Annotated in this window: 13 protein-coding genes; 6 read left to right on the forward strand and 7 right to left on the reverse strand. The window is 70.5% G+C overall.

Annotated elements, in window-relative coordinates:
- Position 1: 1 nt before the first annotated feature.
- Positions 2 to 361 carry an NADH-quinone oxidoreductase subunit A gene (locus ACZ4NB_RS26520; protein ID WP_467665364.1) on the reverse strand — a complete coding sequence of 120 codons (360 nt, stop codon included), beginning with the start codon at positions 359 to 361 and terminating at the stop codon, positions 2 to 4.
- Positions 362 to 1,085: 724 nt separating this feature from the next.
- Between ACZ4NB_RS26520 and ACZ4NB_RS26525 the strand changes: the two genes are divergently transcribed.
- Positions 1,086 to 1,883 (forward strand): C40 family peptidase, encoded by a 798-nt coding sequence (locus tag ACZ4NB_RS26525; protein ID WP_467665366.1) that lies wholly within the window; start codon positions 1,086 to 1,088, stop codon positions 1,881 to 1,883.
- 92 nt (positions 1,884 to 1,975) lie between these two features.
- On the opposite strand, the gene ACZ4NB_RS26530 is transcribed toward ACZ4NB_RS26525, so the two are convergent.
- Complete coding sequence (locus tag ACZ4NB_RS26530) at positions 1,976 to 2,431, reverse strand: carboxymuconolactone decarboxylase family protein (protein WP_467665368.1); 456 nt, start codon at positions 2,429 to 2,431, stop codon at positions 1,976 to 1,978.
- A gap of 328 nt (positions 2,432 to 2,759) precedes the next feature.
- On the opposite strand from ACZ4NB_RS26530, the gene ACZ4NB_RS26535 reads away from it, so the two are divergent.
- The 3 genes from ACZ4NB_RS26535 to ACZ4NB_RS26545 all read left to right on the forward strand — a co-directional run bounded on the left by ACZ4NB_RS26535 (position 2,760) and on the right by ACZ4NB_RS26545 (position 4,389).
- Entirely contained in the window at positions 2,760 to 3,023 is a 264-nt protein-coding gene (locus ACZ4NB_RS26535; protein ID WP_467665370.1) for a hypothetical protein, read from the forward strand.
- A 207-nt stretch (positions 3,024 to 3,230) separates the two neighbouring features.
- Positions 3,231 to 3,389: a hypothetical protein gene (locus tag ACZ4NB_RS26540; protein WP_467665371.1), complete on the forward strand. Its 159-nt coding sequence runs from the start codon at positions 3,231 to 3,233 to the stop codon at positions 3,387 to 3,389.
- Between the two features lie 502 nt (positions 3,390 to 3,891).
- The gene (locus ACZ4NB_RS26545; protein WP_467665373.1) at positions 3,892 to 4,389 is read left to right on the forward strand and encodes a hypothetical protein; all 498 of its coding nucleotides are present in this window, start codon (positions 3,892 to 3,894) and stop codon (positions 4,387 to 4,389) included.
- Between the two features lie 415 nt (positions 4,390 to 4,804).
- Here the strand turns inward: ACZ4NB_RS26545 and ACZ4NB_RS26550 are convergent, their stop codons facing one another.
- Complete coding sequence (locus tag ACZ4NB_RS26550; RefSeq protein ID WP_467665375.1) at positions 4,805 to 4,978, reverse strand: hypothetical protein; 174 nt, start codon at positions 4,976 to 4,978, stop codon at positions 4,805 to 4,807.
- 52 nt (positions 4,979 to 5,030) lie between these two features.
- Positions 5,031 to 5,558, reverse strand: a complete 528-nt coding sequence (locus ACZ4NB_RS26555) for a sugar O-acetyltransferase (RefSeq protein WP_467665377.1) — start codon at positions 5,556 to 5,558, stop codon at positions 5,031 to 5,033.
- Between the two features lie 114 nt (positions 5,559 to 5,672).
- Here ACZ4NB_RS26555 and ACZ4NB_RS26560 point away from each other — a divergent pair, with 114 nt between their 5' ends.
- Positions 5,673 to 6,602 carry a LysR family transcriptional regulator gene (locus ACZ4NB_RS26560; RefSeq protein WP_467665379.1) on the forward strand — a complete coding sequence of 310 codons (930 nt, stop codon included), beginning with the start codon at positions 5,673 to 5,675 and terminating at the stop codon, positions 6,600 to 6,602.
- 88 nt (positions 6,603 to 6,690) lie between these two features.
- Here ACZ4NB_RS26560 and ACZ4NB_RS26565 read toward each other — a convergent pair whose 3' ends face one another.
- On the reverse strand, positions 6,691 to 7,998 hold the full coding sequence (locus tag ACZ4NB_RS26565) for a geranylgeranyl reductase family protein (protein ID WP_467665381.1): 1,308 nt from the start codon (positions 7,996 to 7,998) through the stop codon (positions 6,691 to 6,693).
- A 97-nt stretch (positions 7,999 to 8,095) separates the two neighbouring features.
- On the opposite strand from ACZ4NB_RS26565, the gene ACZ4NB_RS26570 reads away from it, so the two are divergent.
- Positions 8,096 to 8,614, forward strand: coding sequence for a GNAT family N-acetyltransferase (locus tag ACZ4NB_RS26570; RefSeq protein WP_467665383.1), 519 nt, complete (start codon positions 8,096 to 8,098; stop codon positions 8,612 to 8,614).
- A gap of 210 nt (positions 8,615 to 8,824) precedes the next feature.
- Here the strand turns inward: ACZ4NB_RS26570 and ACZ4NB_RS26575 are convergent, their stop codons facing one another.
- Together ACZ4NB_RS26575 and ACZ4NB_RS26580 are read right to left on the reverse strand one after the other, a co-directional pair.
- Complete coding sequence (locus tag ACZ4NB_RS26575) at positions 8,825 to 11,032, reverse strand: PT domain-containing protein (RefSeq protein WP_467665385.1); 2,208 nt, start codon at positions 11,030 to 11,032, stop codon at positions 8,825 to 8,827.
- A gap of 387 nt (positions 11,033 to 11,419) precedes the next feature.
- The gene (locus tag ACZ4NB_RS26580) at positions 11,420 to 12,118 is read right to left on the reverse strand and encodes a demethylmenaquinone methyltransferase (RefSeq protein ID WP_467665387.1); all 699 of its coding nucleotides are present in this window, start codon (positions 12,116 to 12,118) and stop codon (positions 11,420 to 11,422) included.
- Positions 12,119 to 12,379: the final 261 nt, after the last annotated feature.

Consider the following 12,379-nt stretch of genomic DNA (forward strand, 5'->3'; position numbering starts at 1 on the left):
CCTAGTCCCATTCCAGGCCGCCACGACGCCAGACATAGGCGTAGGCGACGAAGACGGTGAGCGCGAAGAGGAGCATCTCGACGAGCCCGAACAGTCCCAGGGCGTCGAAGGTGACGGCCCAGGGATAGAGGAAGACGATCTCGATGTCGAAGACGATGAAGAGCATCGCCGTCAGGTAGTACTTGATCGGGAAGCGACCGCCACCGGACGGGTGTGGCGTCGGCTCGATTCCGCATTCGTACGCCTCAAGCTTGGCCCGGTTGTAGCGCCTGGGCCCGACGAGGCTGGCCATGACGACGGAGAAGATCGCAAAGCCTGCCCCTAGGGCTCCCAGTACGAGGATGGGCGCGTAAGCGTTCACCGTCCTCGCTCCCTTCAGTCGACGATGACTGGATGGCGGTCCGCTCGGGCCCTCTGATCGCCCCGTGGAGATCGTGCACATGTGAGGCAGTTCACAAGCCCGAGCCGCCTGCATCTTATGCCCGCTGGTGTGTGATCTGCGACACGGGGGTGGACAACGCCTTTGTGATCTCCACCACCCGGCGAAGGATCATGAAGTCGGATGAGCGGTGATCTTCATACGCGAAGCGCGCGAGTGATCACGAGAGGTGACATTCACGCGGGTTACCGCTGGTCAGGGCAGTGGTGTCATTATCAAGTAGTGGCGATCGCAGGCAAATTGGCGCTGGACGGCGCCAACTGCTAGGGGAGTCCGACCCGTCGGCGTGACCCGCTCGTGACCCGGCCGTGATCGTCGGTATGTGCTCCCGTTCACGAGCGGCCGCCCGCGCCAGATCACGGGAACATAACGGACACTCAAGAGTGACCTATCCCACGCGATTTCGGGACGTGAGTTCTTGACGCCTGGGAAGCCTTGGCGTGGCGCGTGAGGAAGTGATAGGCCCCCGCCGGACCCGCACGGAGCAGCAAATGCCGTGCGTAGGAACATGATCGCGAAATTCGGACATCGCGCCGGCGAGCCGACGGGTAGTCAAAAGTCCGTTTTGTTCGCCGTGTACGCGTCAAGTGTGGCGCACTGCACCTTTCTTGGCAGCAACCTCCGGCGCCTGATAGCCGTTATTCCCATGTCCCCGAACGCACTCATACCCAGCCACCGGAAGCCCCGCCGTTCCGCGTCCTCGCGGGCACTGCGTGCGGGCGTGACCGGTGGCTTCCTCACTCTCGCGGTGACCGGCGCGACCGTGCCGGCCAACGCCGCGGAAAAGCCCGTCTCCGAGACCCAGGAGATGCCGACGATCACGACGGCGCTGGCGACCAGCGCCGCCAAGAGCGCCGACACCGCCGAGCAGGTCGCGTTCAACTACGAGCGCCAGGCGCTCCAGGACAGCGTCTTCGCCAAGGCCGCCAAGGCCGCGGAGAAGGACAAGGCCGAGGCGGTAAAGAAGGCCAAGGCCGAGGCGAAGAAGAAGGCCGAGGAGGCCCGCAAGGCCGAGGAGGCCGCCGAGGCCCGCGCCTCGCGCTCCGATGAGCGGACCACCCTGTCCGCGCCGTCGACCTCCAACGCCACCGGCTCCACCGCCACCCTGATCGCCTTCCTCAAGGCGCAGCTGGGCAAGGCGTATGTGCTCGGCTCCACCGGCCCCTCGTCGTACGACTGCTCCGGCCTGACCCAGGCCGCGTTCCGCCAGATCGGAATCGACCTGCCGCGCGTCTCGCAGGACCAGTCCACCACCGGCACCCAGGTCGGCCTGGACAACCTGCAGGTCGGCGACATCCTCTACTGGGGCAGCGCGGGCAGTGCCTACCACGTCGGCGTCTACATCGGCGACGGCAAGTTCATCGGCGCCCAGAACTCCAGCACCGGCATCGTCGAGCGCCCGCTCAGCTACGACATGCCCACCGGCGCGGTGCGCGTCCTGTAGGACCGCCGCACACCAGGTGCTGAAAAGGACCGCCCCTCCCACAGCCCGGGAGGGGCGGTCCTTTGGCGTACGGCCTACGGGGCGGCGGGCCGCTACCAGCCCGCGCCCGCCGGCTGCTTGGTGGTCGCGTTGAGCCGGTTGAACAGGTTGGTGATCCCGATCATCAGCACGATCGCCGCCAGCTGCTGCTCGTCGAAGTGGTCGGCGGCGTCGTCCCACACGGTGTCCGGCACCGGGTCGGAGCTGTCGGCGAGCCGGGTGGCCGACTCGGTGAGCGCGAGGGCGGCGCGCTCGGCGTCCGAGAAGTACGGCGCCTCCCGCCAGGCCGCGACCGCGAACAGCTTGTCGTCGCTCACGCCCGACTTGCGGGCGCTCTTGACGCCGCCGTCGACGCAGAAGCTGCAGCCGTTGATCTGGCTGGCCCGCAGATGCACCAGCTCCAGCGTCTCCTCCGGAACCCCGCCCCGCCGCGTCGCCTTCACCACGTCGAGAAGGGGCTGCATGGCCTCGGGGATGACCACCGCGGGGTTCTTCATGCGTGCTTCCATCACTGCTCTCCTCCGAAGTGCCGTCCGGCGGGACCCCGCCGGGGCCGCGCGCCGGGAGATCCCGTCCGGGAATCTCCTCTCACCGCACTGACGGACGCCGGCCGGAGAATGTGACGGGAGCGGCCGGGAATCTCTCCCCGACCGCCCCCAAGGCCGCCCACCAGGGCTGCCACCAGGACGTCTACGCCTTCGGCGCGACCTTGGGATCACCTACGACACCGAGCTCTCCGGCATCCAGCGTTCGCGCACCTTCTCGGCATCGGATCAGCCGACGATTCGCGACCTGCTCGACAAGCTCGCCAGCGCCGACCGCGGTTTCGAGTGGCGAGTGCGCTGCTACCGCGACCCCGAGTCGGGCGCCCGTCTGAGGCAGCTCGACCTCGGGCACCCCATCCTCACCCGCCCCGGCGACGACATCGTGCTCACCCACCCCGGCCGCCCGCTCGCCTACGAATTCCCGACCGACGGGACGACCGTGGCGAACGTCTGGCAGGCCCGCGGCGCGAGCGACAACCGCAACCAGGCCGCCGCCAGTCGGCCGCTCTTGTCCGAGCCGATCGTCGCCGAGCAGGACCTCGCCGACCGCAGGTGATTCCCGAGATCACCGTGCACCTTGACCCGCAGATCAGCCCCGACCTCTCGGCCGGTACGTCCGGTTGCGCATCCGCGACGACTGGCACCCCGACGGACTCGACACCCGACACCGCGTCGTCGGCATCTCCGTCACGCCGCCCGAGCGCGGCAAAGCCGAGTCCGCCAAGCTCACATCGGAGACCCCCGCCGCACCCTGCGCACCATCGTGCAGACCCTGCTCGGCCTCGCCGCCGCCCTCCCCTTGATCATCTCCGCCGCGGGCATCCCACGGACCGCCATCGGTGTGGGAACCGCTCTTGCCGTAGCGGCCGGCGCAACCCGCGTCATGCAGCTCGACGCCGTGCAGCGGCTCATCCCCCGATAGCTGCGCACCGCCACCCCCGACCCCAGCAACGGCGCTGGCACCCCACCAAGGCCGACCGGCCCACGGACGGGGGCGCCGTGTGACCCAGCACGACGACGTCGCCCTCGAACTGGAGAGGCTCGCGGCAGCGTCGAGGCAGGGTTCGCCCGCCTCGACGGCCGCCTCGACCTCCTCACACAGAAGGACGACCAGACCGACAAAACCCTTGGCGACCACACGCAGCGCCTCACCGCCCTTGAGCGCGCACGCTGGTCCCTGCTGAGCCTCGCCGTTGGCGGTGCCGGCTGCGCCCTATCGGCATGGCAACTCTTCCGCTGAGGCCACGAGTGAACTGATTGCCAACATAGTCGTGCACGCAGCGCTAAGGACTCACCAGCCGCACACCGGCATCGTGGAGGGCGTTGGTTCGATCATTTTCTGTTCATGGGCTGGGGCCTTTCGTGATGGCGCCGCCCTGAAACGACCAACCATGTAGTGATCGCAACATCCATAGGGGGAATCAATGCGCACTCTCACATCAGCCGGAGCCCTCGTCGCCGCCGGCGGCCTCACCCTCGGTCTGATGGCCGCACCGGCATTCGCGGCGCCCGCCACCTCCGCGTCCACCGCTGCCGGCTCCGCGGGCTGGCACATCAAAAACGCGTGGGACGCCTCCGACACCGGTTCGCCGCGTCCGGGCCACAACGGGATTGTCTGCGTTTCGGTCAGGTCGGGCGGGGGCGCGACGAAGCACGGTGATGTGTGTTTCGAGCCGTACGGCGACAGGTTCTGGGTCAGGGACACCAGGGCCGACGGAATGAGCGTCTACATGCGCGCCCTGTACAGCGGCAACCCGCAAACCATCTTCGAGTGCAGGGATTCCCTCAGCACAAGCGCAGGCTGGACGGTTTGCGACTTCCCCAGCGAGATGAAGGAGGGCCGGCACATCAGCTTCATCGCCCTAGCCGTGAACGCAGACGGCCCCAAGTACAAGAGCGTGACCGCAGACGCACAGAACTGAACGACCGAGCGGGGGTAGGACCTCTTGGTGGCCCCCTTTGCCACCGGGTCCGCTGATTGCGGTAGGCAACGACGGGTCCGGCACAGTCGCCTACCGCACATCACTGTGCAGACCAATCAGGCAATCGCCCCCAGCCCACCACCCGCGCCAGTATCTGAGACGGTGCCGTTACGGAACAGCACAACGCCCCCTGTACGGCCCGCACGTGGGCCGTACAGGGGGCGTATTTCTGCGTTCTCGCGGTGACTCGGACGTAGGACGGAAGGGGCGCCCGCTGTGGCAGCGCGTGGCATCGTGTCCGACTAAGGCGGGTCCGTTAAATGCGAGCCCAGACTTCGACGGACGCCCGCCTGCTGAACCGCGACGGCGACGGTGATCCTGCTGATCACGCCGCCGTCGTGCGCCTACCCGGGCGTCACGATGACAGCAGCCCGTCGTCGTCCGCGCGGGCGAGCAGGACGCCGAGCACGATCGCCTCCACAACGCAGCGGTGTGCGGCCCACGGCCTGCCGCGACGACCGGTACCGGAGGGCGGCAGAGGTCGGATGCGGTCCCACTGCCGGTCGGTCAGCCGGGCGTAACGAGGCATCAGGACTAGACCGCAGAGGTGCTGCGCACCCGGGCCGGCGGCCCGGCCGGGATCAGTCAATCGTCTTGATCACCTGGGCGGGCACTCCCGCGACCACGGTGCCGGCAGGAACATCACGAGTGACCACCGCACCGGCAGCGACCACCGCACCGGCGCCGATGGTCACCCCCTGCGTGATCACGGCAGCCGTCCCGATCCAGACGTCGTCCTCGATGACGATCGGGGCGAAGGAGAGGTACTCGCGGCGCTCGGCCGGGGGCAGTGGATGGCCTCCGGTGATGAGGCTGACCTTCGGGGCGATCATGACGCCGTTCCCGATACGGATGCCTCCCTTGTCCATGAAGGTGCATCCCTGGTTGACGAAGACGTTCTCCCCGAACGTCGTGTTGAGCCCGTGCTCGGTGAAGAACGGCGGGTAGATCACCACCGACTCCGGCAGCGGGCCACCGAAAACAACAGAAAGTAGTTCCGCGCGGCCTTTGCTGTCGCTGAACGGAAGCACGTTCAGTCGAGACGTCGCGTCGGTCACCTCCATGATGCGGTCCGCATGACGCGCGAACTCGGGCGTCTGGACGTACATGACCTGCTCTGTGCGGGTAGACATGCGCTGATCCCAGCACCGCGCAGAACACTTGATCAAACAACCCCACACCACACCAGACACAACCAAGGGTTGTGGAATTAGGGTAGAGGCGTGGATGTTGCAGCGCTGCGGACGTTCGTGGCCGTCGCCGAGACCGGCCAGTTCCAGGCTGCGGCCGACGAGCTGGGGATCAGCCAGCAGGCGGTCTCCAAGCGGATCGCGGCCCTGGAGAGGCACATCGAGGTCACGCTCCTGGTGCGGACCTCCCGAGGCTCCCGGCTGAGCCTGGACGGGCAGGTCTTCTTGCCGCACGCCAAGAAGGTCCTGGTGGCCGTCGAGCAGGCCGAGCAGGCCGTGCGCCCCGGAAGCCGTCCCTTGCGGGTCGATGTCCTCAACCGGCGCATCTCCCCGGCCCAGGTCGTCTACCGGTTCTACCGCTCCCACCCCGGGACGGAGCTGGACGCGGTCACGCTGAGCCAGGAGAACGCCGCCCAGGCTGCCCAGGCGGTGCTCGAAGGGACCGTCGACGCGTCCTTTCGTGCCCTGCCGGCAGACCAGGTCCCGGCCGGGATCAGCGCCGAACGACTCCTGGACACACCCCTGGAGCTCCTGGTCGGACCCGGCCACCCGCTGGCCGACGTCTCCTGGGTCAGTCCTGCGGACCTGGGCGGTCACCGCATCTGGATCCCCGGGATCAGGCCGAGCACGGAGTGGGCGGCGTTCTACCAGGCGCTGTCCGGGGCCTTCGGTCTGAGCATCGACGCGCTCGGCCCCGACTTCGGCGACGAGGCCCTGATGGACACGCTGGCCGACTCGGCCTCGCTGGCCACCCTCGTCGGCAGCGGGGACCGGTATCTATGGCCCCAGACCCACGACCTGCGGCGCATCCCGTTGCACGACCCGACCCCGGTCTACCCGCATGTGCTGCTGTTCCGCAGCGGAGACCAGCACCCCGTGCTCACCGCGCTACGCGACCATCTGCGCACCGCAGGTCCGCCCAGCCCGCACGACGTGTGGGCACCGGACTGGGTGGCCCGCTGACCAGATGGCCGGATCAACAGACCCGCCCTGCCGCCGTACGGCATGGTTGCGGCAGGTCAACGCACTGCGGACGCTCGCGCTTGAATCATCATGAACGCGGCGCGACCTTCGACAGGCCGTTGATGATGCGGTCCATCGCGTCTCCGCCCGTGGGGTCGGTGAGGTTGGCGAGCATCTTGAGGGTGAAGCGCATCAGCAGCGGGTGGGTCAGCCCGCGCTGCGTGGCGATCTTCATGACCTTGGGGTTGCCGATCAGCTTCACGAAGGCGCGGCCGAGCGAGTAGTAGCCGCCGTAGGTGTCCTTGAGGATCTTGGGGTAGCGCTGCAGGGCCAGCTCGCGCTGGGCGTACGTGGCGCGCGCCTGGGCCTGGACGACGACCTCGGCGGCGATGCTGCCGGACTCCATGGCGTAGGCGATGCCCTCGCCGTTGAACGGGTTGACCAGGCCGCCCGCGTCACCGACCAGCAGCAGGCCCTTGGTGTAGTGCGGCTGGCGGTTGAAGGCCATCGGAAGGGCCGCGCCGCGGATCGGGCCGGTCATGTTCTCCGGCGTGTAGCCCCAGTCGGCGGGCATCGAGGCGCACCACGCCTTGAGGATCTCGCGCCAGTCCAGCTCCTTGAAGGAGGCGGAGGTGTTCAGCACGCCGAGACCGACGTTGCTCGTACCGTCGCCCATGCCGAAGATCCAGCCGTAGCCGGGGAGCAGCCGGTCCTGCGCGCCGCGCCGGTCCCACAGCTCCAGCCAGGACTCCAGGTAGTCGTCGTCGTGGCGGGGCGAGGTGAAGTACGTGCGGACGGCGACGCCCATGGGGCGGTCCTCGCGGCGGTGCAGGCCCATGGCCAGCGACAGCCGGGTGGAGTTGCCGTCCGCGGCGACGACGAGCGGGGCGTGGAAGGTGACCGGGGTCTTGTCCTCACCGAGCTTGGCGTGCACGCCGGTGATGTGCCCGGTCAGCTCGTTGATGATGGGGGCGCCCACGTTGCAGCGCTCGTAGAGCCGCGCGCCGGCCTTCTGCGCCTGCCGCGCCAGCTGCTCGTCGAAGTCGTCGCGCTTGCGGACGAGTCCGTAGTCCGGGAACGAGGCGAGGTCCGGCCAGTCGAGCTGGAGCCGGGAGCCGCCGCCGATGATCCGCAGGCCCTTGTTGCGCAGCCAGCCCGCTTCCTCGGAGATGTCGATGCCCATGGCGACCAGCTGCTTGGTGGCACGCGGGGTGAGGCCGTCGCCGCACACCTTCTCGCGCGGGAAGGCGGTCTTCTCCAGGAGGAGGACGTCCAGTCCGGACTTGGCGAGGTGGTAGGCGGTCGTCGAGCCGGCGGGCCCGGCGCCGACGACGATCACGTCCGCGCTGTGCTCGGAGCGGGGCGTGGTCTTTGACGCGGTCACGGACTCCGTCACGGCGAGGTCTCCCGGAAGTCGATATCTGGGTGCCGACCGGCACTGGGCACGTGCAGTCTATGGGGGCGTATGTGATCAGAACCTGAAGGGTTGGTCCATGAACAGACCTCCGCAGTCCCTCCCGGCCGTCGAGTTGCGCGTCCCCACCGACGAGGACGCGCTGAACTGGCACCGCGCCTTCGACGAGCCCGACGTGATGGAGTTCCTCGGCGGAGCATCGGCCGAGCTGTCCGTGTACGAGGAGCTGACCGCCCGCCAGCGGCTCCACGACGCGGAACGGGGCTTCTGCCTCTACACCATGCTCGACCCCGCGGACGGCGCGGTCATCGGCTTCACCGGCGCCCAGCCCTGGCCGCGCGAGTGGGGCCCCAAGGGCGAGATCGAGATCGGCTGGCGGCTGGGCCGGGCGTACTGGGGCAAGGGGTACGCCACGGCCGCCGCGCAACTCGCCCTGGAACGCGTACGGAAGGCCGGTGTGCGCCAGGTGGTGGCGGTGGTCGACGCCCGCAACGAGCGGTCCCTCGCGGTGACCCGGCGGCTGGGGATGCGGCGGGCGGAGACGGTGGTCACGCCCGACGGGCAGCGGACGGTCTACTGCCACCGGCTGGAGGTGTGAGTCCCGGCCCGACGCCCGCCCCGCGCCCGATCCGCGCCGCCACGCCTAGGGCCTGTCCGATGGGTCGGGGTCGGAAAGGCCGCGGCGTCTGGTGCGGTGCATCGCAAGGCGCCGGAGCGTCTCGATAGCGGAGCTATCGGGATGATTCGGCAACGCCGCGAGGTGCCGTGCCAGGCGTCGCGGGCCCGGCCAGGACCCATCGGACAGGCCCTAGTCGATGTCCGTGTCGCCGACGGACCAGGTGGCGAGCGCCGTGCTGAAGACCTTGTCGGCCTCCGGGTCGTACAGCGCCTCCAGGCACTCGTAGTAGATGCTGTACTCGGTGCCGTCGGCGGCGAGATACGCCTGGTCGACGGCGTGGACGGTGTTCCCCGTGTCGTTGACGTAGGTGAACTCCCAGCGGGCGCCCGGACGGTCCCGGAAGGTGTTCCGCTTCAGCTCCGTGCGCTGGTAGTTCGTCCGCTTCTCGGCGCCCTTCTCCATGGTCAGGAAGTTGTCGTAGGAGGACTGCGGGGCGTTGGCGATCACGCCGATGCGCAGGTACTGCTTGCCGACCGGAGCCTTGTAGTCGGTCTGGGTGCCCTTGGGCTCCCGCTTCCAGTCGTCCCGTACGGCGACCGAGAAGCCGTTGGGGTCGTACTTCTGGACGAAGCCGTCGGGCAGGCCGGCGGTGGGCCCGTCCGTGGGGGTGCCGGTCGGCTCTCCGCTCGCGGTGGCTCCGGGGGCCGGGGCCGGGGTCGCGGACGGGCCCGCTGTGGGCGGTGCGCTCTTGGCGGGGGCCGGCTTGTCGGCCTTCTTGTCGTCGGCGTGGTCGACGCTCCGGTTGTCGCCGCCGCGATGGTGGCTGAAGTACAGCGCACCGGCGGTCGCCGCGCCGCCGACCAGGAACGCCGCCAGCGCCAGCGCCAGCCACTTCAGCACCCGGCGGCGGGGCCCGGTCGGCTCCGGCGCCGGTTCCTGCCCGGACCGCACGAGCGGCAGATCGGGCGCGGTGGGGGTCGGCGGAGTCGGCGGAGCGGGAGGGGGAGTGGGCTCCTGGGGTGCGGCCGCCAGCGGCGCGCCCGGAGCGGCACCCGGGGCGTGGTACGGCGCGGCCGGGGCGGCGCCGTACGGGCCGGGCGCCGGTGCGGCCGGCCCGCCGCCGCGCCCGACCATCCGCAGCAGATACGGCACGACCAGCACCGCGCCGAACGTCCACAGCAGCGCGAACAGCAGCGTCTCGGCGCCGCCCGCGGCGAGTTCACCGTGCGCGCCGGCGAGGCGGCCGCCGTACCCGCTCCCGTAACCGCCGCCGTAGCCACTGCCGTAGCCGTCCCCGTAGCCGTAGCCGCCGCCGCTCCCGGCACGGAACGTCGCGCTCACGCTCGCGCCCGCGACCGGCACCAGCAGCACCAGCGAGACGACGAAGAAGCCCGCGGACAGCAGCTGTTCGCGGCGGTCGGCGCTGCGCCGTACGACCAGGAAGCCGACCAGCAGCGCACCGACCACAGCGCCGGCCAGCACGCCGAACAGCACCCAGCCGCCGCCCAGACGGCTCAGCTCGCCGTAGCCGAGCGACTCCCGGCCGGAGTCCAGGAACGGGAGGGCGGGGAGGTTCCACTCGGCGTGCACCGGCGCGCCCCAGGCCATCGCGAGCGCCAGCGCGCCGATGTTGGGCAGCAGCACCAGCGCCGCGACCACCTTGCCGCCGTCGAGGTCCTCGGCGTTGGTGAGCAGCACCACGACGGCCACGACGCCTGCCAGGAGGACGACGGCCGGCAGCGCGAGCAGCGCGGTGCGCAGCGCCCCGAGGGCGATCCGCCACCCGGGCCGGGCGGCGAGCCAGGCCCCCGCCCCACCGCGCCCCACCGTGGCGCCGCACACCGCGGCCGCCAGCAGGAAGGACCACAGCAGCGCGAGGAACGGCGCGGAGGACAACTCGACGCCGCTGTAGGAGGGCTGGGCCAGCAGGCCCAGGGCGAAGGTGCCGGCGCCGCAGAGCGCGGCCACCCGCAGCACGGTCTCCAGGACGGCGGTCCGGGCGCCGGGCGCCGGCCCCGTCAGCGGTGCCCCGGGAGCGCCGGCCGGGCGGACGGCGGCGAACCGGCGGGCGCCCGCCGCCAGCAGGCCCGCCCACGCCATCGTGACCACGAGCGGCACCAGCGACAGCGTCGCCTCGCCCGAGAGCCCTTCGCCGAACGGCCCCAGGGACGCCCCGGCGTCTCCGGCGAGGGTGACCCGGCCGCCGACGCTCTGCAGCAGCAGCGCCAGCGCGATCCGCATCCGCACGCCCCAGCCGAGCCCGCCCGAGTGCGCGTCGTCGGAGAAGAACATCGCCAGCACCGAGGCCAGTACCAGCAGCAGCAGCGTCGGCCCGGCGGCGATCTTGGCCGCCGATATCCAGTCGCCCCGCACCGTGCGGGCGAGCAGGGCGCCCACGGCCGAGGGCTGGGCGGGCGCCGGGTACCCGGGAGGGCCGGGCGGTGCGGCGGGGGCCGGCGGCTGCCCCGGGACCGGTGGCCGCGGCGGGGGCGGCGGCCCGTCGGGGGCGGTTGGCGCGACGGCCTGCCGCTCCCGGCCGCAGCCCATGCAAAAGCGTGCCTCGGGTGGCGAGGCGGAACCACAGTCCGGGCAGAACGACGACACAACGGGCTCCGGGAAGGTCAACGGGCAGCGCGATCAGCTGCCGCGGGCGAACGTAGGGACATCACCGCCCCACGCATGGTTCCCGTCGGTGCGCTCTGGGTGATGCGGAGTCACCCGAGCGAGTCCGAGCGGCTGTGCACCCGCCGCCGGGCCCGGGCGCCGCGGTCCGCCGGACCCGCCTCAGTTCGCCGGCTTCGTCCCCCGGTGCAGCGCCACGATCCCGCCGGTCAGATTGCGCCAGGCGACCTTGGTCCAGCCCGCGCCCTGCAGCCGGGCGGCGAGATCGGGCTGGTTGGGCCAGGTGCGGATGGACTCGGCGAGGTAGACGTAGGCGTCCGGGTTGCTGCTGACCGCGCGGGCGACCGGCGGCAGCGCACGCATCAGGTACTCGGTGTAGACCGTCCGGAACGGCGCCCAGGTCGGCTCGCTGAACTCGCAGATCACGACCCGGCCGCCGGGCTTGGTGACGCGGTACAGCTCCGCCAGCGCGGCATCGGTGTCCTGGATGTTGCGCAGCCCGAAGGAGATGGTCACGGCGTCGAACACATCGTCCGCGAACGGCAGCCGGGTCCCGTCGCCGGCGGTGAACGGCAGCCACGGATGCCGCTTCTTGCCCTCGCTCAGCATGCCGACGGAGAAGTCGCACGGCACCACGTACGCACCGGTCCGGGCGAACGGCAGCGAGGAGGTGCCGGTGCCGGCCGCGAGGTCGAGCACCCGCTCGGCGGGCCGGGCGGCCACCGCGCGATCCACTTCCTTCCGCCACAGCCGCGCCTGCCCCAGGGAGAGCACGTCGTTGGTGAGGTCGTACCGTGCCGCCACGTCGTCGAACATCGCGGCGACTTCGTGCGGCTGCTTGTCCAGGGATGCTCGGGTCACTCGGTTATTGTCCACCGTGCGACGGCGGCGCCCCGCACCGGGCACGGCCCTAGAGGGGTGTCTGGTCGGGGACGGCCGGCTGCCCCCCTCAGAACATCCGGGCGGTCGAGCGGTGCGCAGTGCAACGTGAGCGGCCGGCGCCGGCCGTCCCCGCGGCAACGATCCTGCCGCGCCGAATCCCTCGTTCCGCTTGCCTTGACGCCGCCCTGACGTGCGGCGGGGGCGCATTGACGGGGCCTTGACAGCACCGGCCGAGCGGCG

The sequence above is a fragment of the Streptomyces sp. NPDC026575 genome, assembly GCF_055567415.1.